Origin of the sequence: Kitasatospora sp. NPDC002227, assembly GCF_040296285.1 — a bacterium.
Lineage (GTDB): Bacteria > Actinomycetota > Actinomycetes > Streptomycetales > Streptomycetaceae > Kitasatospora.
The window spans coordinates 78542-101034 of sequence record NZ_JBEOWY010000003.1 but is presented as its reverse complement, the minus strand read 5'-3'; the positions used below and the strand labels follow the sequence as shown (position 1 = coordinate 101034).

At 75.3% G+C, this 22493-nt stretch carries 17 protein-coding genes; 7 read left to right on the top strand and 10 right to left on the bottom strand.

Annotated features, from left to right (window positions below):
- The first annotated feature begins 206 nt into the window (after nt 1-206).
- Entirely contained in the window at nt 207-866 is a 660-nt protein-coding gene (locus tag ABT095_RS04075; protein ID WP_350527692.1) for a hypothetical protein, read from the top strand.
- Nucleotides 863-1642, top strand: coding sequence for a WecB/TagA/CpsF family glycosyltransferase (locus ABT095_RS04070; protein ID WP_350527691.1), 780 nt, complete (start codon nt 863-865; stop codon nt 1640-1642). Before ABT095_RS04075 ends, ABT095_RS04070 begins: the two co-directional genes overlap by 4 nt.
- A 111-nt stretch (nt 1643-1753) precedes the next feature.
- Here the strand turns inward: ABT095_RS04070 and ABT095_RS04065 are convergent, their stop codons facing one another.
- From ABT095_RS04065 to ABT095_RS04055, 3 genes are all read right to left on the bottom strand, one after another.
- The gene (locus ABT095_RS04065) at nt 1754-3571 is read right to left on the bottom strand and encodes a DUF4082 domain-containing protein (RefSeq protein ID WP_350527690.1); all 1818 of its coding nucleotides are present in this window, start codon (nt 3569-3571) and stop codon (nt 1754-1756) included.
- A 57-nt stretch (nt 3572-3628) separates the two neighbouring features.
- Nucleotides 3629-4813 carry a glycosyltransferase gene (locus ABT095_RS04060; RefSeq protein ID WP_350527689.1) on the bottom strand — a complete coding sequence of 395 codons (1185 nt, stop codon included), beginning with the start codon at nt 4811-4813 and terminating at the stop codon, nt 3629-3631.
- 102 nt (nt 4814-4915) lie between these two features.
- On the bottom strand, nt 4916-5422 hold the full coding sequence (locus ABT095_RS04055) for an NUDIX hydrolase (protein WP_350527688.1): 507 nt from the start codon (nt 5420-5422) through the stop codon (nt 4916-4918).
- A 99-nt stretch (nt 5423-5521) separates the two neighbouring features.
- Between ABT095_RS04055 and ABT095_RS04050 the strand changes: the two genes are divergently transcribed.
- Together ABT095_RS04050 and ABT095_RS04045 are read left to right on the top strand one after the other, a co-directional pair.
- Nucleotides 5522-6328, top strand: a complete 807-nt coding sequence (locus tag ABT095_RS04050) for a hypothetical protein (RefSeq protein ID WP_350527687.1) — start codon at nt 5522-5524, stop codon at nt 6326-6328.
- Between the two features lie 106 nt (nt 6329-6434).
- Nucleotides 6435-7715 carry an aspartate aminotransferase family protein gene (locus ABT095_RS04045; RefSeq protein ID WP_350527686.1) on the top strand — a complete coding sequence of 427 codons (1281 nt, stop codon included), beginning with the start codon at nt 6435-6437 and terminating at the stop codon, nt 7713-7715.
- 5 nt (nt 7716-7720) lie between these two features.
- On the opposite strand, the gene ABT095_RS04040 is transcribed toward ABT095_RS04045, so the two are convergent.
- The 5 genes from ABT095_RS04040 to lanL all read right to left on the bottom strand — a co-directional run bounded on the left by ABT095_RS04040 (nt 7721) and on the right by lanL (nt 13865).
- On the bottom strand, nt 7721-8173 hold the full coding sequence (locus ABT095_RS04040) for a nucleoside deaminase (RefSeq protein WP_350527685.1): 453 nt from the start codon (nt 8171-8173) through the stop codon (nt 7721-7723).
- A 76-nt stretch (nt 8174-8249) separates the two neighbouring features.
- Complete coding sequence (locus ABT095_RS04035) at nt 8250-9356, bottom strand: glycosyltransferase (protein WP_350527684.1); 1107 nt, start codon at nt 9354-9356, stop codon at nt 8250-8252.
- Between the two features lie 86 nt (nt 9357-9442).
- A complete protein-coding gene (locus ABT095_RS04030) occupies nt 9443-10009 on the bottom strand; it encodes a P-loop nucleotide/nucleoside kinase family protein (RefSeq protein WP_350527683.1) in 567 nt (188 codons plus the stop codon).
- An 11-nt stretch (nt 10010-10020) separates the two neighbouring features.
- Nucleotides 10021-10815: a putative protein N(5)-glutamine methyltransferase gene (locus tag ABT095_RS04025; RefSeq protein ID WP_350527682.1), complete on the bottom strand. Its 795-nt coding sequence runs from the start codon at nt 10813-10815 to the stop codon at nt 10021-10023.
- Nucleotides 10816-11153: 338 nt separating this feature from the next.
- Nucleotides 11154-13865, bottom strand: coding sequence for a class IV lanthionine synthetase LanL (lanL, locus tag ABT095_RS04020; RefSeq protein WP_350527681.1), 2712 nt, complete (start codon nt 13863-13865; stop codon nt 11154-11156).
- A 500-nt stretch (nt 13866-14365) separates the two neighbouring features.
- On the opposite strand from lanL, the gene lanM reads away from it, so the two are divergent.
- The 3 genes from lanM to ABT095_RS04005 all read left to right on the top strand — a co-directional run bounded on the left by lanM (nt 14366) and on the right by ABT095_RS04005 (nt 21171).
- Nucleotides 14366-17773 (top strand): type 2 lanthipeptide synthetase LanM, encoded by a 3408-nt coding sequence (gene lanM / locus ABT095_RS04015; protein ID WP_350527860.1) that lies wholly within the window; start codon nt 14366-14368, stop codon nt 17771-17773.
- A gap of 28 nt (nt 17774-17801) precedes the next feature.
- Nucleotides 17802-18026, top strand: coding sequence for a hypothetical protein (locus tag ABT095_RS04010; RefSeq protein WP_350527680.1), 225 nt, complete (start codon nt 17802-17804; stop codon nt 18024-18026).
- A gap of 196 nt (nt 18027-18222) precedes the next feature.
- Entirely contained in the window at nt 18223-21171 is a 2949-nt protein-coding gene (locus tag ABT095_RS04005) for a helix-turn-helix transcriptional regulator (protein WP_350527679.1), read from the top strand.
- Between the two features lie 19 nt (nt 21172-21190).
- Here ABT095_RS04005 and ABT095_RS04000 read toward each other — a convergent pair whose 3' ends face one another.
- Both ABT095_RS04000 and ABT095_RS03995 read right to left on the bottom strand, forming a co-directional pair.
- Nucleotides 21191-21964, bottom strand: coding sequence for a VOC family protein (locus ABT095_RS04000; RefSeq protein ID WP_350527678.1), 774 nt, complete (start codon nt 21962-21964; stop codon nt 21191-21193).
- 119 nt (nt 21965-22083) lie between these two features.
- The gene (locus ABT095_RS03995) at nt 22084-22491 is read right to left on the bottom strand and encodes a nuclear transport factor 2 family protein (protein ID WP_350527677.1); all 408 of its coding nucleotides are present in this window, start codon (nt 22489-22491) and stop codon (nt 22084-22086) included.
- Nucleotides 22492-22493 lie beyond the last annotated feature (2 nt).

Genomic DNA, 22493 nt, shown 5'->3' with positions numbered 1-22493 from the left:
ACGCCACCAACTGCCCCGGCCAGGACCCGAACACCGAGCCGAGCGACCCCCAGCAAGAGAGTAGTGCCCGCCGTGCAGTGGTGGAGAACAATCACCGAACTGCCGGACTCCCGGGCCGGTCCCGGCCCTGGACCGGACCAACTCGGCCGAACCGCCGTCGCGATGACCGCCGGGGTGAGAGCATGGCCGCCGGGTGGGGGTGGACGTTGTCGTTTCGCTATGTCGTGCGGGCGCTGCTGCGCCGGTGGTTGGTCCTGCTGGTCGCCGCCGTGCTGGCGCTGGCCGGGGCGCTCGTGGTGGTGAAGCCCGGGGTGGTCTACCGGTCGACGGCCGTGGTGCGGGTGAAACCGCCCGAGACGCCGCAGGATCCGACCGGGTTGACCGACTTCCGGCCCTCGCTGGCGATCATCGGCGCGGCCGTGGTGACCATGCTCAAGAGTGACTCGGGCGCGGCCGAGCTGCGGCGGGCCGGGGTGCGCGGCGAGTACGACCTGGCGCCACGCAACACCGGCACCACCAAGACGGAGGCGTACGTGGTGCCGACCGTCGAGGTGAGCGTGCGGGGCACCGACCCGAAGGAGACCGACCGGGAGGTCGGCGTGGTGATCAAGCACTTCGAGGACCACCTGCGGGAGTTGCAGTCCGCGCTGAGCGTGCCGCAACAGCGGTACATCACCAGTGACGAGCTGGTGCCGGCCACCGCGCTGCCGGTGCAGGGGGTCAAGAGCCGGGGGCTGTTCGGGGTCGCGGCCCTGGCCACGGTGGTCGGGGTGGCGGTGGCGCTGTGGGTCGACGAGGCCGCGCGGCGGCGCCGGGCCGTCCGTGCTCTCCGTACGGACGTGGAGTTGGCGGGAGTGGGGGCATGACGGAGACGGGTGTGACGGCGGAGCCGCTGCGGGTCCGGCTGGGCGGGACGCCGGCCGACTGCTGGGACTTGTCCGGTGTGACGGAGCGGGTCCGCCGGCAGCTGGCCGGCCCGGCCGGGCGGCCGCTGGTGGTGGCCTCCAGCAATGTGGACCACCTGCACCACTTCGGTCGGGGCGGGGCCCACGCCGGGGTGATCGAGGCGGCCGAAGCCGAGGCCGACTGGCTGGTGCTGCTGGACGGGATGCCGCTGGTCGTCCGGGCCAACGGGCTCACGGGGCGCCGGTGGGAGCGGCTGACCGGGGCGGACCTGCTGCCCGACCTGCTGACGGTGGCGGCGCAGACCGGGGCCCGGGTGGGGTTCCTGGGCGGGTTGGAGTCCACGCACCTGCTGCTGGCCGCGGAGATCGATCGGCGGTGGCCCTCGCTGGACGTGGCGGGGTACTGGGCGCCGGAGCGTTCGGAGTTGAGCTCGCCGGCGCTGGCCGAGAAGGTGCGGGCTGCTTCGGTGGACCTGCTGGTGGTGGGGCTGGGGAAGCCACGGCAGGAGGCCTGGCTGGCCGAGTACGGGGTGCGGAGCGGGATGCGGGTCGGGCTGGCGGTGGGGGCCGCGGCGGACTTCCTGGCCGGCATCGTGGACCGGGCGCCGGACTTCTGGCGGGACAACGGGCTGGAGTGGGCGTACCGGCTGATCCAGGAGCCTCGGCGGCTGGCCCGGCGGTACCTGTTGCAGGGGCCGCGGGCGGTGTGGCGGCTGCTGCGGCACTCATCGGTCTGAGGGGAGTTGCACCCCCCAGGGGCGCGGGGAACTGCGCGAAGCGGGAGGCCGCGCGCCGGTGCCTTCCGATCTCGCGCGGTTCCTCGCGCCCCCAGAGGCAGATGGTGCAGCTCACTCGAGGGTGTAGACGTGGGGCTGGTACGCGGTGAAGTGGTCGGTGAACTTGCCGTTGGTGGCTTGGAGTCGGCGGCCGTCGTCGGTGCGTACCGGGCCCGTCCAGTTGCCCGGGAGGGTGAAGGCGGCGGTGGTGGGGGCGCCTTCGGGGTGGGTGGGGGAGTCGGTGGCGACGGCCAGGACGGCGGTGTGGCCGGCTGCGTTGCGGAGGGTGGCGGTGACGGGGACGGCGTCGGTGGTGGTGGCGACGTTGACCGGCGGGGCGTTCCAGTAGGGGGCGTAGCGCTGGGCGTCCTCGTCGACGGCCTTGATGGTGGCGGTCGAGGCGGGGTTGCCCAGGCAGGCGTCCACGGACAGGCCGGCCGCGAAGGAGTGGCAGAACCAGTTGAGGCCGGTGGCGCCGTTGACCAGGGAGGCCCAGGCGGCGGCGCGCACCTGTGCGGGGGTGGCGGCCTTGGTGCCGGTGGCGGTGACGGAGTTGCCGAGCATCTGGACGGGGGTCTCCAGGAAGACCCAGACCGGCTTGCCCGGTGAGATCAGGCGGGTCCGGGCCGCCGTGCGGGCGTAGACCCGGACGCCCTTGGTCGGGGCGGGGGAGTACGGGTCGGTGACACCGTAGAAGTCGACCGAGACGATGTCGGCGGTGGCGGTGTAGCGGGAGAAGTCGGACGGGCAGCCGTAGCCCCGGTACCCGCCGGCCACGCCGCTGCCGAAGTTCTCCAGGATCGGCCGGGTCGGGTCCTGCTTGCGCAGGCTGTCCGCGAAGCCGGCCAGCCGCTCGGCCGGCAGGCAACCGGCCCCCTGGGCGGTGCCGTTGGCCGCGTTGAGGTCGGGTTCGTCGGCCGGCTCGTACCCGGCCAGGGTCGGGCCGCCGAGCTGCGCCGCCTGGGCGGCGAGCGGCAGGTCGGCCGTGGTGCAGGGCCAACCGCCGCCCGGGGTGGGGTCGCAGGCCTGTCCGCCGGCCACCACGGAGAGCCCGGCGGCGGCCGCCGCCTTGATCTGGCCGTGGTCGTGGGCGGGCCAGTCCCACAGGCCGACCAGGGTGTTGATGCCGAGCTGCCGGAACAGGTGGCCTTCGTCGGTGCCCTGGTAGACGGTGGTCGGGTCCTGCAGCCAGACCCCGATCGGGAGCCGGGCCGGGTCGCTCCAGGCCTTCGTGGCCGGCCACTTGTTCCAGTACGCCGAGGTGACGGCGTCCGGCACGTGGGTGGTGGCGTGGTCGGCGGTGAAGACGACGTCCACGAAATAGTCGGTGTTGTCGTGCTGCTGGGTCGGGAAGGTCAGCGAGGCGCCGGAGGCGAAGCTGCCGCCGAGGGCGGAGAGGGGGCCGGAGGCGTAGACCACCGGGCCGCCGTCGAAGGCGTTCGGCGCGGCCGCGTAGTGCCCGGCGGGCGCGAGGTAGGAGGCGACGTACGGGACGTCGGCCCGGATCGGCACCGGTCGGTCGAAGTCGGCCTGCTGCCAGCCGGTGGTGCTCTCGTCCCGGAAGGTTGCTCGGGCCAGCTGCTTGCCGTCGGTGTCGTAGAGCGCGCCGAGGTGGGCGCCGGTGTTGCCCGCGCCCTTGTAGAACCGCACGCCCGTGACCACCCCGGGCAGGCTGGAGGTGAACCGCACCCCCAGCGTGGTGGCGGCCGGGTCGGCGAATGCCGCGGTGGCCGGCACGGTGGCGCCGTAGATGGTGGCCGGGGCGCCGCCCGACACGGCGGTCGGCGTGGGCGGCGGCGGGTGCGGGCCGGGAGCGGCGGTGGTGCAGGCGGCCGCGCCGGCCAGGCTCAGCAGAGCCGTGGCCAGCGCGACCGGGGTACGAGCGCGCAAGACGATCCCCTCCGGGACGGGCCCCGTGACGGGACGGGCGCTATGGCGGGACGGGCCCTACGAGCCCTCGATCAGGGTGAGCAGGTCGGTGGCGCGGGCCTGCCAGGAGTCTCCCGCCACGGCGGCCCGGCGGCGCTGCGGCGCGCCGAGGTCCCGCTCCTCGAGCGCGGCGCCGACGGCGGCGAGGAACTCCTCGGTCGAGCCCGCGACGGCGACCTGCCCGGCATAGCGGCGCACCTCGGGGAAGTCGGTGCTCACCACCGGCAGGCCGAGGGCCAGGTACTCCTTGAGCTTGATCGGGTTGCAGTGGCGCACCCAGTCGTTGTCCAGCCAGGGCATCAGCGCGACGTCGAAGCCGCGCCCGTAGGCGGGGATCTCGGTGTACGGGCGGAAGCCCAGGTGGTGCACGTTCGGCAGCGCGGTGAGCGCGCCCAGGTCGTGCGTGGTGTCGCCGACCAGCACCAGCTGGGCGTCGGGGTACTCCTTGGCGACCCGGGCCAGCAGGTCGAAGTCCACCACGAAGTCGTCCAGAGCCCCGAAGAAGCCGATCCGCGGGTGGGCGATCGCGGCCAGCGCGGCGGGCTCCGGCTCGGGGGCGGCGGGCTCGGCGAAGTGTTCGAGGTCCACCCCGTGGTCGAGGAACACCGCACGCTCGCCGGTGAGTTCGCGCTCGGCGGCCATCAACTCGCTGCTCACGTACAGCACGTGCTCGGCCTCGCGCATCAGCCGCCGCTCCAGCGCCTCGACGGCGGCGGTGTCGGCCTCGGGGAAGGCGGAGTGCCGGTCCGAGCGGTTGTAGACCAGGGTCTGCACCCGCAGGTGGCCGACCACGTCGGCGGCGGTCGGGATGGTCGCCACGCAGACGTCCGTGCTCATGCCCAGGCTGCGGGCCGCCCAGCGGACCTGGAAGGCGATCAGCCGGGCGTTCAGCGCCCGGGCCAGGGCGCTGCCGTAGAACGGCAGCAGCACCGGGGTCATCACCGCGAAGCCCGGCAGCCCCTCCACCGGGCGCTGCACCTTGCGCAGCATGCTCTTGGCCTTGCGGACGATCCGCCGCAGCGGCTGGCTGCTCCGGCCGGGCAGCGGCATCCGCATGGCGATGCTGTTGACGAACAGCACCGGCCGGTGCTGCGCCAGGTTGAGCATCAGCTGCACATCGGAGTGCGCCCGGTTGTGGTACCACCAGTCCTGCGCCGCGAAGCAGACGTAACCCTTACGCTGCCCGGCGTTCGTGCCCCCCACGATCCGGTCTCCCTCCGGTTCGGTCCCCGCACCCGAACCCTAGCGGCCCGAGCGGGCGGTCCGTGGCGGTTCGGTCCATCAGGTGTGGACCGGCGGTGAAGATCAGTGGTGCCAGGGGAGTTGGACGGGGGCCTCGGGCGGGCCGAGGCGGTCGAGGCGGTCGAGCAGCGGGCCGAGCTGCCAGGGCAGGACGTTGTCCGTGGTGGTGGCCAGCTCGGCCGGTGGCCACCAGCGGTGGCCCAGGTGTTCGCGCTGCTCGTAGTCGGTCTGCCCGCTGAGGTCGATCTGGTGGGAGACCACCCGGAGCTGGAAGAAATGGTCGGTGAAATGGCCGGAGGCCCACTCGAGATCGGCCTGGCCCGAGGTGAACGCGACCGGACTGCCGAGGAGTTCGGGGCTGACGTGCAGGCCGATCTCCTCGCCCAGCTCCCGGGCGGCGGCCTGCGCCAGCGATTCGCCCGGCTCGACCCCGCCGCCGGGCGTCATCCAGAAGTGGCCCTGCGCCGGGTTGTCCGGGTGGTTGAGGGTCTTGAGCAGCAGCAGGTGGCCGGCCGCGTCGCGCAGCAGGACGCGGGCGGAGACGCGTCCGTCCTGGGGAGTTGTCGTCATCCGATCAGGATATCGAGGAGGAAACTGACGCAGCGTCATTCGAGCGCTTAGGGTGTCGGGGGCACGGGGGTGGGCTGCGACTGGGTGGGGCTGGGGCGGATGGAGCACGAGGGATCGGCGCGCCAGGGGGTGCGTGAGGCAGGGAGGGTGCTGCCCCTCTCGGTGGGTGCCGTGCTGATGGGGCTGGTGCTGGTGGTGGTGAGCGTCTGGATGGCGCGCCTCGACCAGTCCGGCGTCCCGGGCGGGGCGGTGCCGCTGCCGCCGTCAGGCGCGCAGTCGGACTACGTGCTGAGCGTGCGGCAGGACCAACAGTCCCTGGACCGCGGGGTGTTGGTGCACACCGCGATCGGCGGTCTGGACGTGGGGGACGAAGCGGAGTTCAGCGTCAAGGTGTTCGACCTGGGCAAGGGCACGGACGCCCCCGCGGGCGTCGCGCCCGCGCTGCCGCCAGGGGTGGTGGCGGCGCCGGACAACGTGCCGACCGGGGGTGACCTCGGGGTGACGCTGATCTGCGAGCACATCGCCTGCACCCCGTACGACGCCGAGCGCAAGCCCGTCGTCGGCAAGGGCGCCTCGGCGACCTGGACCTTCGGCCTGACCGCCCACGAGCCGGGCACGGCACGGCTGCACATCGTGGCCGAGGTCTACCGGGGCGACACCGACCAGGTGCTGGTCGGGGCCGAGCCGGTGGACCTCGACGTGGACATCCGCCGCACCTGGTCGTACACCGCCCGCCAGGCCGGGCACTGGCTGGTGGCGACCGCACCCGGGCTCGGCCTGTGCTCGGGCGGGGCGCTGGCGGGCGTGGCCGGGGCGCTCTGGCGGCGCCTGCGCGCACGGCGCCGGACGGAGGCCCTGCCGGCGGCCGAGGTCGAGCCCGCCGTCCTGGAGCGTTCCGCGGGGTGAGCCGGGGTGGTTGCGGTACCTTTCCTGGACGCGCACGGAACGTGACACCGCGAGTGCCCACCGTGCGCGGGGCCGTGCCGGAACGTCAGGAAGCGGGTGCCCGTCCATGCCAGATCTGCTCAGCCGCCACCGGGCCGTGCTGCCCTCCTGGGTGTCGCTCTACTACGAGCAGCCGATCGAGATCGTGAGCGGCCGGGGCTGCCGCGTCACCGACGCCCAGGGCCGCAGCTACCTGGACTTCTTCGCCGGGATCCTCACCAACATGCTCGGCTACGACGTGCCCGAGGTGCGGGAGGCGGTGGAGCGGCAGTTGCGCTCGGGCGTGGTGCACACCTCGACGCTGTACCTGATCCGCTCCCAGGTCGAGCTGGCCGAGCAGATCGCCGAGCTCTCCGGCATCGAGAACGCCAAGGTGTTCTTCACCAACTCCGGCACCGAGGCCAACGAGACGGCCCTGCTGCTCGCCACCAACGCCCGCGGCTCCGACCAGGTCCTCGCGCTGCGCAACAGCTACCACGGCCGCTCCTACGCGGCCACCGCCGTCACCGGCAACCGGAGTTGGAAGAACTCCTCGCTCTCCCCGGTCGACGTGCACTACCTGCACGGCACCGACCGCGAGCGCTTCCCGCAGCTCTCCGACCGGGAGTACCTGGACTTCTGCGCGGAGGACCTGCGGCAGGTGCTGGCCACCGCCACCGCCGGCCGGGTGGCCTGCCTGATCGCCGAACCCGTCCAGGGCGTCGGCGGGTTCACCGCCGCGCCGGACGGGCTGCTCGGCACCTACCGGGAGATCCTGGCGGAGCAGGGCGTGCTGTTCGTCTCCGACGAGGTGCAGACCGGCTGGGGCCGCACCGGCGAGCACTTCTGGGGCATCCAGGCGCACGGCGTCACCCCGGACGTGATGACCTTCGCCAAGGGGCTGGGCAACGGCTTCGCGATCGGCGGCGTGGTGGCGCGGGCCGAACTCATGGACGCGCTCCCGGCGTTCGGCATCTCCACCTTCGGCGGCAACCCGCTGGCCACCACGGCGGCCAAGGCCACCCTGGACTACCTGCTGGCCCACGACCTGCAGGCCAACGCCCGCCGGCTGGGCACCCTGATGGCCGACCGGCTGAGCAAGGCGGTCGGCGCGCTGCCGGGCGGCGGCGAGGTGCGCGGGAGGGGCCTGATGCTCGCCGTCGACCTGGTCGACCCGGCCACCGGCGCGCCCAGCCCCGCGCTGGCGGCCCGCACCCTGGAGGAGGCCCGCGAGCGCGGTCTGCTGATCGGCAAGGGCGGCCTGTACGGGCACACCCTGCGGATGGCGCCGCCGATGACGCTGACCGAGGAGGAGGCCCGGGAGGGGGTCGAGCTGCTGGTCGACGCCCTCACGGCCGCCTGCCGCTGAGCGCTCTATGCGCCGATGTCCTCGTGCCAGAGGTCGGGGTGCTCGGCGATGAAACCGGTCATCAGCGCGACGCACTCCGGGTCGTCGAGCAGGACGATCTCCACGCCGTGCTCGGCTAGCCAGTCGTGGCCGCCCTGGAAGGTCCGGGCCTCGCCGACGACCACCCGGGAGATGCCGAACTGGCGGACCAGGCCGCTGCAGTACCAGCAGGGCGAGAGCGTGGTCACCATGGTCGTGCCCCGGTAGGAGCGTTGGCGCCCCGCCGCCCGGAAGGCGGCGGTCTCCGCGTGCATGGACGGGTCACCGTCCTGCACCCGGCGATTGCGGCCCCGCCCGAGCAGCACCTCCCCACCGGGGCCGTACAGCGCGGCCCCGACGGGGATCCCGCCCTCGGCGAGGCCTGCGCGGGCCTCCTCGAGGGCGGTGCGCAGCAGCTGTCGATCCGTGTCCCGAGCCATGCCGTCATTGTGCCCGGGGCGGGGCCGGGCAGGCCGCTTCGACCTGCCCGACCCGCCCGGCGTGCTCAGGCCTCGCTCAGAGCAGCGCCTCGAAGGAGGCGACCAGGGTGGCGGGGGAGGGGAGGCCCTCGATCTCGGTGCGGAAGGAGTGGGCGCCCTTGCGCAGGCTGTCCTCCTGGACCAGGCGGGTGAGCTGGGCGGCGTCCACCTCGGCGTCGGCGCCGCGCAGGGCGAAGCCGGCGCGCTCGGCGGCGTCGACGTTGACGAAGTGGTCGGCGCCCTGGGGCAGGACCAGCTGCGGGATGCCGTAGGCGGCGGCGGTGAGCAGGGTGCCGGCGCCGCCGTGGTGCACGATCGCGTCGGAGGACTCGACCAGCTGGGCGAGCGGCACCCAGGGCAGCGCCCGGACGTTGCCGGGCAGGGTGCCCAGCGAGCTCAGGTCGGCGCCGCCGACGGCGAGCAGGAAGTCGGCGTCGACCTCGGCGGCCTCGGCGACCAGCCGGACCAGCGAGTTGACGCCGGACCAGTCGGTGACCACGGTGCCGAGCGTGACGGCGATCCGGGGCCGCTCGCCCCGGCCGAGCAGCTCGGCGGGGACGGCGCCGCCGCCGTTGAACGGCACGTACCGCACCCGCCAGCCGCCGCCGTCGCCGCCGAAGGACTCGGGGACCACGTCGATCACGGTGTGGGTGGCCGGGCCGGCCACACCGTGCGCCGCGTACTCCTCGCTGAGCAGCCCGGCCAGCCGGGCGACCATGTCGGTGCCGGAGAGCACCCCGAAGTTGTGCACCACGGCGGGGATGTCGAGCTTGGCGGCGACCAGCGGTGCGGCCGACTGGAACGGCGCGTGCACCAGCACGTCCGGCCGCCAGGCGGTGGCGACGGCCAGCAGGCCGTCGATGCTGACCCGGCCGTGCTGGGCGAACCCGCGGGCGGCCAGCCGTATGGTGTCCTCGTGGCTGCGGTTCTGGTCGGTGAACTCGGCCTGGAACTGCAGGAACGAGTCCTTGAGCGTGGAGCCGTCGCCGATCTCCACCATGGGCAGTCCGGTGTTGCGCAGCAGGTCGATCGGGGCCGACCCGGCGAACAGCACCTCGTGCCCGGCGGCCCGGAGCGCCTGGGCAGTGGTCACCATCGGGAAGAGGTGGCCGGCCGCGCCGGGGCCGGTGAACAGGATGCGCACGTGCGTGTCTCCTCGGAGAGCTCTGGGTACCTCTGGCAGTCGGTTGAACGTAGGCGGAGCGTCGGGGGTTTCCGGTCGTGTCCCGGTCAGCGGGATTGGCCGGAAACGGTCTGTCCGGCGCCGAGAAGCACCCGTTGCGCCAGCTCGGGCAGGTCCACCGGGCGGGTGGTGTCGACCCGGTGGACGGCGCCGAAGCCGAGCGGCTCGGCCTCGGCGGCCCAGCCCGCCCAGCGGCCGGCGGCGTCGGCGGCCAGGTCGAGGTGGATCGGGTGCCGCGCGGCCGCCCGCTCCTCGTACCGGCTCCGGGCGACCGCCAACGGCACCTCGCACCAGACCTCCTGGACGCTGTACGGCGCCACCCCGGCCCGCAGCAGCCCGGCCTCCACGAACCTGCGCGTGCCGGCCAGCCAGGGGTTTTCGAGCACGGCCCCCGGCGCGTCGGCCAGCAGCGTCCAGAGCGCCTCCAGCGCCGCCGCGCCGAGCCGTCGGCTCCACTCCCGCTCCCGGCCGGGCTCGGCGGCGGGCAGCACGTCGGCGAGGCGCTCCTTCACCGCGTCCTTGCTGAACAGCGGCAGCCCCAACTCCCGGGCCAGGCCGCGCGCCAGCGTGCTCTTGCCAGCTCCGGGCAGTCCGTTCACCAGTACCGTGATCATGGCGCGGGAGTCTACGGCCGGGCCGCCGTGCCGACCACCACGGTGGCCGCGCGTTCCTCGCAGGTGTGGATCCGCGGGGTGAGGCCGTGGGCGGTGAAGGCGGCGGCGGTGGCGGGGGCCTGGTGTTCGCCGGTCTCGATCAGGAGGTGGGCGCCGGGGGCGAGCCAGGGGGTGGCGCCGGCGATGACGCGGCGTTGGACGGCGAGGCCGTCGGTGCCGCCGTCGAGGGTGACGGCGGGTTCGTGGTCGCGGGCCTCGGCGGGCAGGAGGCGGATCTCCTCGGTGGGGACGTAGGGGGCGTTGGCGACCAGGAGGTCGACGCGGCCCCGGAGGCCGGGCGGGAGGGCGGCGTAGAGGTCGCCCTGGTGGACCTGGGCGCCGAGCGGGGCGAGGTTGCGCCGGGCGCAGTGGACGGCGGCCGGCTCGAGGTCGGCGGCGTGCAGTTCCACGCCGCCGAGCGCGGTGGCGACGGCGGCGCCCACCGCCCCCGTGCCGCAGCACAGGTCGAGCACCACGGCCCCCGGCCGCCCCAGCCCGGCGGCGAGTTCGGCGAGGTACTCGGTGCGGCGCCGGGGGACGAAGACCCCTGGTTCGACGGCGAGCCGCAGCCCGCAGAACTCGGCCCAGCCGAGCACGAGTTCGAGTGGTTGGCCGGCGGCCCGGCGGGCGGTCATGGCGGCCAGGTCGGCGGGGGAGTCGGCGGTGGCGAGCAGCAGCCTGGCCTCGTCCTCGGCGAAGACGCAGCCGGCGGCGCGCAGCCGGCCGACGAGGGAGGAACGGAGACGGGCGGAGGGAACGACGGGCACGGGAACCTCTCGGTAAGCCACTACGGGGCTCCCGCGCTCACCTCACACCGGGGTGACGACGCACGAGGGGAGCACCCGACCTGCACCAGCGGTAATGGGGCTCACCTCCTCAAGACATGACGGCCTGGGCCGCGCGGACGCCGCCACCCTACCGGACGGTACGCGGCCCGCGCTGCGACATTCCGGGGCACCGGCCCGGTCGGGCCGAGGGTCCGTCAGGCGTCCTCGTGCGTCCAGGACTCGTACTCCCACAGCGTGAAGACGCACGTGCCGTACTCCGGGCACGCCTCCTCGCTGTCCAGCAGCTGCAGCGCACTGACGTCGGTGGTCACCGCGGCTCATCTCCTCTCGGCGAGTTCGAGGTGGGCGGCCTCGGCGGACGGCCGCCACAGCCCCGTGCCGCCGTGGCGCAGGCGGACCAGCAGGGCCAGGGGGCCGGCCAGGCCGGTCTGGTAGCCGGGGGTGACGGTGGCCAGCGAGTCGTCCGGCAGCAGCATCAGGCCGTCCCGCAGGACGTGCCGGGCGTGGGCGCAGGCCACCAGCTCCTCGGCCCAGGCGCGGTAGCGGGGTTCGGCCAGCGCGTCGGCGAGGTCGAGGAGGAAGCCGGCGTGGCCGGTCAGGCCGTGGCAGGCGGCGGGGGAGGCGCGCCAGCGCCAGCGGTGGACCTCTTCGGCGGCCTGCTCGGCGGCGGTGCGGTGGCGTTCGTCGCCGGTGGCCTGCCACAGCCGCAGCAGGAAGCCGCCGATCCCGGCGGCGCCGCTGCACCAGTGGGGGGCGTGCACGGGGGCGTGCGGGTTGCGGTCGTCCACCGGCCAGCCGGCCGCGCCCTCGCGCACCTGGGCGGTGGCCAGCAGCGTCTGCCCGGCCTGCTCGGCGGCGGCCAGGAAGTCCGGACGGTCGGTCAGCTGCCCGGCCAGCAGCAGGAAGTCGCCGACCCCGGCGACGCCGTGGCCGTAGCCGAGGTGGTGGGCCCCGGCCAGGACGGAGTCGAAGTCCTGCGGCACCGGCCAGAGCAGGCCGGAGCGGCCGGGCGCGGCGGCGGCCAGCAGGTGCTCGGCGGCGGCCTCGGCCCTGGCCCGGTACTCGGGCGCGCCGGTGGCCTGCCAGAAGTGCAGCTGGGTCAGCCCGGCGCCCGCCACGCCGTGGCAGACGTCCGGGCTCGGCCAGCGCACCGGCACCCGGCGGGCCAGTCGCGCGGCCCGGGCCGCCAGTGCCTGGTCGTCGAGCAGCAGGGCGGCGTCCAGCAGCGCCCAGGCGGTGCCGGAGCGGCCGAAGTACAGGCCCGGCAGATACTGGGGGCTGCGGTCCGCGTGGTCGGCGAGCCAGCCGGCGGCGGTGGCCACCCCGGCGCGCAGCCGCACGTCCGGCCGGTGGGCCGCCGCGGCGGTCAGGGCGGCGAGCACCCCGGCGGCGCCGTGCTGCACGTTGAGCGGGTCGGTGAGCAGGGCGGCGCCGGCGGTGGGCCAGAGCCGGTCGTCCGCGTCCGGGGTCATGGTGTCGAGCAGGTGGGTGACCGCGTCGGCGAGCAGGCGCTCGCGCTGCTCGGGCGCGCCGCCGGAGACCGCGGCCGGCCGGGCGGGTGCGCCGGGCACGCGCAGGCGCCCGCCCGAGGGGCAGAGCCGCTCGCTCACCTGGGCGGGCGACCAGCGCTCCTCGGGCCGCTCGGCGGTGAGCGCCAGCACCAGCGGCTCGAAGGGCATCAGCTCGGGCCGCTCCGCCAGCGCCGCGTCGAGCAGGGTGCTCAGCCGCTCGTGCTGGGTGCGGCGGCCGCCGCGGTCGGGGGCGAACACCGGGTCGGTGCCGGTGACCAGGTGGAACAGCACCGCGCCGAGGCTGTACAGGTCGGAGCTCTGCGCCGGGGCCGGGGTGCCGGGCTCGGCCGCCGCCACCTCTGGCGCGGTGTACCCGGCGGTGTGGACCCGCCGGACCCGGTCGCCCGGGCGGGCGCAGGTCTCCAGGTCGATCAGCCGGACGGTGTCGTCCGGGGTGACCATCAGGTTGTTCGGGTTGAGGTCGCGCAGCACCAGGCCCCGCGCGTGCACCTGCCGGACCAGCTCGGTCACCTGCCCGGCCAGCCGGGCCACCAGCCCGACCGGCGGGCGCAGCCGGGCGGCCGTCCAGGCCCGCAAGGTCCGCCCCGGCACGCTCTCCTGCACCAGGTAGTGGTTGCCGCCCTGCTCGAAGAGGTCCAGCGGTGCGGGGGCGAGGCCGGGGACGGCGAGCAGGGTGAGCATCTCCGCCTCGTGGCGCAGCAGGTCGACGGCGTCCGTGCCGTCCAGCCCCGCCCCGACGTGGTGGCGGGCCTCCTTGATCACCACCTGCTGCCCGTTCAGCTGGTCCTCCCCGACGTACACCCCGCCCTTGTACGCGTGCCGGAGCGCGTGCCGCACCACGTACCGCTCGTTCAGCAGCACGCTCACCCCGGGCGTGGCGGGCCGGGGCCCGGGCAGGGCGAACGGTGTCTCGGCCCAGGCGGGCGGGGCGAAGCCGGGCGTGCGGCGGTCGCGCACGTACCCGCCGTCGGGGGTGCGCAGAATCACCTCGCGGACGCCGTCGTTGGTGAGCCGGGGACTGCCGCCGAAGGCGCCGTACCGGTAGTGCACCAGGCTGCCGGGCCGGTACGGGCGCCCGGAGAGGATGCCGGGGCCGGGCAGCTGGCCGGTCGCGTGGTCCAGCGCCTCGGCCAGGCGGCGGAACTGCTCGTCGTCCTCCGGGTAGACGGTGATGAACTTGCCGCCGCCCGCCCGGTCGTGGCGGGCCGAGACCAGCTCGGTCAGGCGGGCGGGGGTGCCCGCGAACTTGAACGCCGCCCGCTCGGCGGCGAGCACCTTCACCACCCGGGCGAGCACCATCGGCGCCGACAGCGGCGTGGCCGAGACGTGCAGCTTCCAGCCCTGGGAGCGCAGCAGGGTGCCCGCCGGGGCGACCCAGCACCAGAATTCGCCCGGCGTGACGTGCCAGTCGTCCCCGCCCAGCCTGCGCAGGATCGCCTCGACCAGATCGGGATACAGGGCGGCACACGGGTCGCCGGGGTGGTGCTGGTCCGCCATGTCTGCCGTTCCTCCGGTCACGGGTTCCTCGGCTCACGGCCGGGGCGGCGGCGGGAACCGCCGGGCCGACCCGGCTCCGGCCCCCCTCGCCGTGCGTCGCCGTGCTGTGCGCTGTGCGCTGTGCGTTCGGGCGGCCGTGTTGGTGGGCCGTTGTGCTTCGGGCCGTCTTGGTACGGGCCGTTGTGCTTGGGGTCGGCCCACCGGGCGGCCGCCGGAGCCGGTGCGTCTCGGAGCCGCCCTGTAGCCCCGCCCCCCACACCAGCGCCGGCGGCTGCCCCGCCACCGGGGTCCGTCCGTCCGTCAGTCGTTTGACCGGATGTCGTACCCCCGTGCCGCCCACGTCATCGATCCTGCCCAGCTACGCCGGGGCGGACATGGGGGAAGCGTACGTATCTTCCGGCCATCCCTACGTAGTCGGTGGCATGTACGTGTTACCGCGTACGTGCAGGCCCCCTTGTGGGCGGTCAGGAGCGGCTGACAGGCTCTGATGCGTGATCGGCATGAACCTGACGGAAAGTCAGTCCGGCTGGGAGGCGCGGCTGTCGTCCCAGTGGTGGCGGGCCGGGGCCACCGAGGCCGAGCTCGGCCGGGGCCGGCCGCCGGAGTGGGTGGCCTTCCTGGTGGAGGTGCTGGCGGCGGCGCCGGAGGAAGTCGGGTTGCCGGACGGGGAGTTGCCGGGGCTCTCGGGCTTCACTGCCGTGCTGGCCCCGGCCGCCGCCGCTGCGGCCACCCGCCTGCCGGCGGAGTTGGCCCCGCAGCTGGTCGATCTCCCGGCGGTACGGGCCGAGTTCACCGCCCGGCTGGCCCGGCTGCTGGCCCGCCGGGCGGCCCGGGTGCTGGTGGCCGAGTTGCACACGGCCAGGCCGCTGCTGGCCGGTGACACCCCTTCGGCCCGCTTCCGGAGCTTCCTGCGGCAGGTCGGCAGTGCCGAGGGGCTCGAGCGGATCTTCGCCGAATACCCGGCGCTGGCCCGCCTGTTGGCGGTCAGCTGCCTGCACGCCGCCGAGGCGCTGGCGGAGCTGCTCCGCCACCTGGGGCTGGACCGCGCCGAGTTGCTCAAGGCGGTGCTGCCCGGGGCCGACCCCGGGCCGCTGGTCTCGGTCGAACGCACCGCCGGGGACAGCCACCGGCGCGGCCGGGCGGTGACCGTGCTCCGCTTCGCGAGCGGCGCCCGGGTGGTGCACAAGCCCCGCTCGATCGACGCCCACCAGCACTTCAACCACCTGCTCGACTGGTTCACCGGCCTGGAACTGCCCACCCTCGCCGTGCTGCCCCGCCCGGGCTACGGCTGGGTCGAGTACGTCGCCCCCGCACCCTGCCGCAGCGTCGACGAGCTCTCCCGCTTCCACCGGCGGCAGGGCTCGCTGCTCGCCGTGCTCCACCTGCTGCGCGCCACCGACGCCCACCGGGAGAACCTGATCGCCCGGGGCGGCGACCCGCTCCTGGTCGACGTCGAGACCCTGTTCCACCCGACCCCGCCCGGCCTGGCCGACCCGGCCGCGCTCGTCCTCGCCACCTCCGTCCACCGCACCGGGCTGCTGCCGCGCCTGCTGGTCGGCGACGAGACGGCCGTCGACGCCTCCGGCGCGGGCGGCGCCGACGGCAACGCGCCACTGCCCGGCGTCGGTTGGGCGGCAGCGGGGACGGACCGGATGCACCTGGTGCGCCGGACCGGCCGGATGCCGGCGGCCGCCAACCGGCCCCGGCTGGCGGACGGGGCCGGGGCGGGGGAGGGAAGCCTTGCCGCCCATGCGGAGGCCGTGCTCGACGGATTCCGGGCGGCCTGGGCGGCCGCCGTCACCGGGCGGGAACAACTCCTCGCCCCGGACGGGCCGTTGCGCCGCTTCGCCGAGGCCGAGGTACGGGTGGTCCCACGGGCCACCCAGCTGTACGCGACCCTGCTCGACGAGTCCACCCACCCCGACGTGCTGCGCCGCGCCGCCGACCGGGACGCCCTCCTCCACCTGCTGGCCACCGACGCCCTCGGCCCCGCCACCTGGCCTGCCCTCGCCTTCGCCGAGGCCGAGGCCCTCCGGGACGGCGACATCCCCCTCTTCACCACCACCCCCGCCTCGGGCCGCCTCCACGCCGCCCCGGCCGCCCCGACCGGTGTCGCCCTCGCCCGCCCCGGCCTCACCACAGCCGTCGACCACCTGCGCGACATGGCCGACCCGGCGACCCAGGAGTGGCTGATCCGCGCGGCCCTGGCGACCCACGGGGTGGTCGCGCCGCCGTGCGGGGCAGCTCCCGCTGCAGGGAGTCTGCCGACGGAGGCTCAGGCTGGCGCTTCGGCCCGCAGCGGGCGGGGGGAGACGGCGGGCGAGAGCGACACAGCCGATGCTGGTGGGGCTCCAGCAACGTCGGGTAACGCGGCCGGGGCGGCGGAAGCCACCGTCGCGGCAGGTGCTCGGCCGGCGGCCGGGCCGCCGGCGCGGTTTGGGGCGGTTGCCGCCGGGCGGGCAGGCAGGTCGGTGGAGGACGGTGGAACGGGTTCCCGGTTGGCGGCTGAGCGGCCAGCCGGACTCGTGGATGGTGCCGCTGTGGTGGTGCGGGGTGGCGAGACCTTTGCGGAGCCGCCCGCGGTCGGCGGTGCCGGTGCGGTGGCGGTTGCCGCTGTGGCGGTGGAGGTCGGTGGCGCTGGAGCGGGTCCGCAGCCCGCGGCTGAGCCGTCGGCCGGCCCTGAGGATGGTGCCGCTGACGTGGTGCGGGGTGGCGATACCTCTGCGGAGCCGCCCGCGGTCGGCGGTGCCCGTGCGGAGGCAGTTGCCGCTGTGGCGGTGGAGCTCGGTGCGGCTGCTGCCGCCCGGGCCTCGCGGCCGCCGGCGCGGCCCGGGGCTGATGCTCCGGTGGCTGTCCGGCTGGTGGCTGAGGCGCGGTCGATCGGGGACCGGCTGCTTCGGGACGCGCATCGTGGTGTCGGGTGGACGAACTGGCTCGGGCTGGAGCTGCTCGGGGAGCGGTACTGGCAGATCAGGCCGGCCGGTGGCGACCTGGGCAACGGGTACCTGGGCGTGGCGTTCTTCCTGGCCCAACTCGCCGGTCTCACCGGCGAACCGCGCTATGCGGAGGCCGCCGCCTCGGCCGTCGCTTCGGCGCCCCGGCTGCTCGAGCGACTCGCGGCGCAGCCGGAGGAGCTGGGTGTGGTCGGGGCCGGTGCCTTCGGCGGGCTCGGCGGCATCGCCTACACACTCGGCCACCTCGCCCCGGCGCTCGGCTCCGCCGAACTGGCCGCCTGCATCGAGCCCGCGGCCGCTCTGACCCTCGCCGCCGCCGAGCGCGAAACCTCGCCCGCCCTGCTCGACGGCACCGCCGGCGGCCTCGCCGCACTGCTCTCCCTGCCCGGCCGGCCCGGTGCCGCCGCCTGCGCCGAGCTGCTGGCGGGCCGCCCGCTCCCTGCTCACCCCGGGTTCGGGGCCGGACGGGCGGGCGTCGGCTGGGCGCTGCTCAGGTACACCACCGTCACCGGCGACCGCAGGTACCTCGCGGCGGGCCGCCGGGCCCTCCAGGGGGCAGTGGCGGCCGGTGGCACCGGAGCCTCCTGGTGCCACGGCCGTTCGGGCATCGCCCTCGCCGCCGCCGACAGCCCGGACTTCACGGCGGACGTCCCCCGCGAGGCCGTACCGGCTCGGCCGAGCCGGGACTTGAGCCTGCGCCACGGACTGCTCGGCGCCGCCGAGCACCACCGGCCCGCCGCTCAGGCCCGGGCCGCCGCCGCCCAGGTCCTGGCCGTCCTCGACCGTTACGGCCCCTACTGCGGCACTCCTGGCGGGGTGCCCACTCCCGGTCTGCTGCACGGTCTGGCCGGCCTCGGCCACGGCTTGCTGAGGCTCGCCCACCCGGACCGGACAGCTTCGGCCCTGCTCCTGCAGCCGCCGAGTCAGACACGGCTCACACCCCCGACGCCGTGACCCCCCGAAGAGAGGAACTCCGAGCACCATGACCACCATCGAGCTGCTCCGTGAGCGGAGCCCGCAGCACCTCGGCACCCTCCGCACCACCACCGACCACACCCACCCGCTCGGCGGGATAGCCCTCCACCTCGGCGGCGGCCTCGCCCGCCGCGCCGACCTGCTGGGCAGCCCGGACTGGGCCGCCCACACGGTCGGCGACGCCGAGACCTTCACCGTCCCCTTCACCCCGGGCGAGGAAGACATCCACTGACCAGCAGCAGAACTGCCTGACGGCCGCCGGTGCGACATTCCCCTGTGCTTCACCGGCGGCACCGGGCACCTGGTGGGAACTGCTCCTGCCGCCCCGGGCGTTCCCACCGTGTGCTGATCTCACCTCCGGCACCGCGACCGTCCGCCGCCGGCCGCCCCCTACCGCGGTGGGGGGATGCTCCACTAGCCTGCGGGCCATGCGTGCCACCTCGCCGACCACCATCGGACGCGACAGTGAAACGGCTCTGCTGAAGCGGTCCCTGACCGAGCTTCAGCAGGTGGCCGGGCGTGCGGTCTTCCTGGTGGGTGAGGCGGGGATCGGGAAGTCGCGGCTGGCGGCGGACTGTGCCGGGTGGGCGGGCCGGCTGGGGGTGCCCGTCCTGCGGGGGCGGGGGAGCGCGACCGGGGCGGGGACGCCGTACCGGCCGTTGATGGAGGCGGTGAGTTCGCGGTTCCGGGCCGGCGGACCGCCGGAGGGGCCCGAACTGGTGCCGTACCGGACGGCGTTGGCGCGGATCGTGCCCGAGTGGCGGGAGGCCGGTGCGGCCGGGCGGCCGGAGACGGTGGTCGAGCTCGCCGAGGCGCTGCTGCGGCTGCTGGTGGTGATCGCCACCCCCGCCGGCTGCGTGCTGGTGCTCGACGACTTCCACGACGCCGACTCCGAGACCGTCGCCGTGGTCGAGTACCTGGTGGACAACCTCGCCGGACTGCCCGTCCTGCTGCTTGCCACCCTGCGCCCCGAGCCCGGCGAGGCGCTGGACCTCGCCCGGGCGGCCGAGCGCCGCCGGGTCGCGACGGTCTGCACGCTCGCCCCGCTCGCCGAGCCCGAGGTCCGGGCCGTCGCGGCCGCCTGTCTGGAGGCCGATCCCGAGGACGTCCCGGCGCCGGTGGTCGAGCGGCTGGTCGCGGGCGGCGGCGGAAACCCGTACCTGGTCGAGGAGTTGCTGGCCGAGCTGACCGCCTCCGGGGTGCTCAGGCGCGACCCGGTGGCCGCCGCCTGGCAGCTCACCGGTGATCCGGGCGCGAGCGTGCCCGCCACCGTGGTGCGGCACTACACGCACCGGCTGGACCAGTTGGGCCGCCTCGATCCGGGGCTGCGCGAACTGTTGCTGCTCGCCGCCCTGTTGGGCGCCAGGTTCTCCGTCGGTGCGCTGCAGCTGATCACCGGGCTCGACAACCGGGAGCTGTTCGCCCAGCTGCGTACCGTGATCGAGGCCGAGTTCGTCCTGCCGGACGCCACCGAGCCCGACCAGTACGCCTTCCGCCATGCGCTGACCGCCGAGGCGCTGCTGGCCGGCACCCCGCTGGCCGAGCGTGCCGCGCTGGCCCGGCAGGCCGCCGCCGCGCTGCGCCAGGCAGATCCTGAACTGGCCGATGACCGGTGCCAGTTGGTCGCCGACCTGCTGCTGACGGCGGGCGACCAGGCGGGCGCCGCCCGGGGCTACGCCGAGGCGGGCCGCCGGGCGCTGGCGGCCGGGGCCGCCGCCACCGCCGTGCTGATGCTGGAGCGGGCCCACCAGCACGCGGCGGAGGCGGACCGGGCAGGCATCACCGAGTCGCTGCTCACCGCCCTCGCCGAGGCCGGTCACCTGGGGCGGGCGCTCGAACTCGCCGACGGCCTGCCGACGGTCGGCTCGGCCGCGCTCGCCGCGGACCGCCGGATCGCCCTGCACACCCGGCTGGCCTGGTTCTCCGTGGTCGCCGAGCGGGCCGCCGACACCCGGGCCCAGATCGCCGCCGCCCGCACCCTGCTGGGCGACTTCGCCGACCCGGCCCAGACCGCCGCCCTCGCCGTCATCGAGGGCCATCTCGCCCTGCTGCCGCACCAGGGCGAGGCGGCGCCACCGGCCGAGGCCGGCCCGGACTTCGCCGAGCGCCGGGCCCGGGAGGCCGCCGAGGTGGCCGAGCGCTCCGACCTGCCGGTGGTCGCCTGCCAGGCCTGGCAGTTGCTCGCACTGCTGGCCCGGGGCCACGGCTTCGACGAGGCCGACCGCTGCCTGGAGCGGATGCTCACCATCGCCGAGACGCACGCCCTGCCCCGCTGGCGGTTCGAGGCGCTGATCCGGATCGGCGCCAACACCATGATGCGCACCGGCGACGAACGCCGCCTGGACCAGGCCCGCGAGGCCGCCTCCGCGCTCGGCTCCCAACTGGCCACCCAGCGCACCGAGGCGCTGCTCGCGATGAACGCCGTGCTGCGCGCCGACCACGACCAGGCCGCCGCCCTGACGGACCGCCACCTCGGCGCCACCGCCCGGATGCGCAACCTCGCCACCCACCGGTACCTGCTGGTCACGGCCGCGACGCTGGCCGCCCACCGGGGCCGGCGCCGCGAGATGGAGCGCGAACTGCTCACCTACGAGCAGGAGGCGGGCGGCACCGACTCACTGCTCACCCCGGTGGTGCTGGGTCTCTGCCGCACCTTCTGCGCGCTGCTCGAGGAGGACCGCCCGCTCGCCCTCGCCGAGTTGGCCGCCACCGCCGCCTGGGAGGAGGAGCACCCGAACGTCTTCTACCTGGCCGGCCGGTACGGCCTCGACCCGCTGCTCGGCGTGCTGACCGGCCGGCTCGGCCGCCCCGAACTCGCGGCCGTCGCCGCCGCACCGGCGGCCGGACTCGCCTGGAACCGCCAGTTCCTCGCCCTCGCGGAGGCCGTCCAGCTGGGCCGGGAGGGGGCGGGCACGGCGGCCGCCCGGGCGGTGCGGGCGTGGCGGGCCGAGCCGGGGCTCTACCCCACGGCCCACCACCTGGGCCTGCGGCTGGTCGCCGAGGCGGCGCTGGCCGACGGCTGGGGCGAGCCGGTGGAGTGGCTGCGGACGGCGGAGGAGTACTTCCACGAGCTGGACGTCCCGGCGGTGGCCGGTGCCTGCCGGGCGCTGCTGCGGCAGGCGGGTGCCTCGGTCGCGCAGCGCCGCACCGGCCACGACCAGATCCCGGCGCAGCTGCGGGCGCTCGGCGTCACGCTGCGCGAGTACGAAGTCCTGGCGCTGCTGGTCGAGCGCCCCGCCAACCAGGAGATCGCCCGCCGTCTGTCCATCTCCCCCCGCACGGTGGAGAAACACATGGCCAGCCTGCTCCGCAAGACCGGCCACCCGGACCGCACCGCCCTCACCCGCCTGGCGACCACGCTGGCGCCGGGCGGGTGAGGGGCCGGACCAGAGCTGATCAGCCTCGCGGGAGGGGCTGGATCACCGAGAACTGGGCGCCGAACGGGTCGGTGAAGATGCCGATCCGGCCGACGGTCGGGACGTCGTCCGGTGGCATGAGCACCGAGCCGCCGTTCGCGGTGGTCGCGGCGGCGACGGCGTCCACGTCCGCGGCGGCGAAGGTGACCAGCCAGCCGAGGTTCAGGCCTTCGTGCATGGCGGCCAGGCCGCCGAAGTCGGCCTCCGGGCGCTCGCCCTCGGAGGTGGAGAGCACGGTGTACTCGACGCCCGGGACGCCGGAGTCGGCCGCCCGCCAGCCGAACAGGGTCTGGTAGAAGGCGAGCGCGGCCTTGGTGTCGGGGGAGTGCAGCTCGGCCCAGCAGAAGGTGTTCGGCTCGCCGACCACGTCCAGCCCGACGGTGCGGCCCGCCTGCCAGACGGCGAACTCGCCGCCGGTCGGGTCGGTCAGCGGCGCCATCCGCCCGGCGTCCATCACGTCGAACGGGGGCACGCGGACGGTGCCGCCGGCCTGCTCGACAGCCTTGGCGGTGGCGTCCGCGTCCCGGGTCTGGAAGTACACCGTCCAGGCCGAGGTGGCGCCCTCGTCGAGCCGCCCGATCGCCGCGACCGTCTTTCCGTCCAGCTGGAACATGCCGTAGCCACCGGCCTCGGGCCCGGCCGAGAGGAACTCCCAGCCGAAGACGGCCGTGTAGAAGGCCGAGGCGGCCGGCACGTCCGGGCTGCCGAGGTCGATCCAGCTCGGCGAGCCGTGCTGGTAGGCGGAGGTGACCATGAGCGCTGCTCCTTCGTCGGGGTACTGACGCAGACTCAGGCTGGCACAGCCCACCGACAATCGGCCGAAGCGCGCCGGGCGGTGTCGCAAAGGCAAGTCGAACGGCGCCAGGACACGCCTCAGCCCGTGCCGAACAGCGCCCGCGCCGCGTGCAGGGTGTCGGTGTACTCGCGCACCGAGGTGATCAGGCCGTCCCGGACGGTGAAGACGCCCAGGCAGCGGTTGTCGTAGCGGCGGCCGGTCGCTGCGGTGCCGACGGCCGTCCACTCGGCGACGACCGTCCCGCCCTCGACGATCACGTGGGTGAGGGTCACCTGCGGCGCGCCGTCCGGGGCGAAGAGCTGCCCGGCGCCGCCGAGGAACTCGCCGACGATCGCGTCCCGGCCGGTCCAGTCGCGGCTCAGCGGCAGGTCGCCGGGGTAGCTCCACACCGCGTCCTCGGCGAAGCTGGCGAGCACGGTGGGCAGGTCGCCCTCGGCGACGGCGTTGACGTAGCGGACGACGACGGTGCGGGGGTCGGTGGTCATTG

Coding starts and splice junctions, on each gene's coding strand:
- ABT095_RS04070 (WP_350527691.1), top strand. CDS start 863: ATGACGGAGACGGGTGTGACGGCGGAGCCGCTGCGGGTCCGGCTGGGC.
- ABT095_RS04055 (WP_350527688.1), bottom strand. CDS start 5,422: ATGACGACAACTCCCCAGGACGGACGCGTCTCCGCCCGCGTCCTGCTG.
- ABT095_RS04050 (WP_350527687.1), top strand. CDS start 5,522: ATGGAGCACGAGGGATCGGCGCGCCAGGGGGTGCGTGAGGCAGGGAGG.
- ABT095_RS04045 (WP_350527686.1), top strand. CDS start 6,435: ATGCCAGATCTGCTCAGCCGCCACCGGGCCGTGCTGCCCTCCTGGGTG.
- ABT095_RS04040 (WP_350527685.1), bottom strand. CDS start 8,173: ATGGCTCGGGACACGGATCGACAGCTGCTGCGCACCGCCCTCGAGGAG.
- ABT095_RS04030 (WP_350527683.1), bottom strand. CDS start 10,009: ATGATCACGGTACTGGTGAACGGACTGCCCGGAGCTGGCAAGAGCACG.
- lanL (WP_350527681.1), bottom strand. CDS start 13,865: ATGGCGGACCAGCACCACCCCGGCGACCCGTGTGCCGCCCTGTATCCC.
- lanM (WP_350527860.1), top strand. CDS start 14,366: ATGAACCTGACGGAAAGTCAGTCCGGCTGGGAGGCGCGGCTGTCGTCC.
- ABT095_RS04010 (WP_350527680.1), top strand. CDS start 17,802: ATGACCACCATCGAGCTGCTCCGTGAGCGGAGCCCGCAGCACCTCGGC.
- ABT095_RS04005 (WP_350527679.1), top strand. CDS start 18,223: ATGCGTGCCACCTCGCCGACCACCATCGGACGCGACAGTGAAACGGCT.
- ABT095_RS04000 (WP_350527678.1), bottom strand. CDS start 21,964: ATGGTCACCTCCGCCTACCAGCACGGCTCGCCGAGCTGGATCGACCTC.
- ABT095_RS03995 (WP_350527677.1), bottom strand. CDS start 22,491: ATGACCACCGACCCCCGCACCGTCGTCGTCCGCTACGTCAACGCCGTC.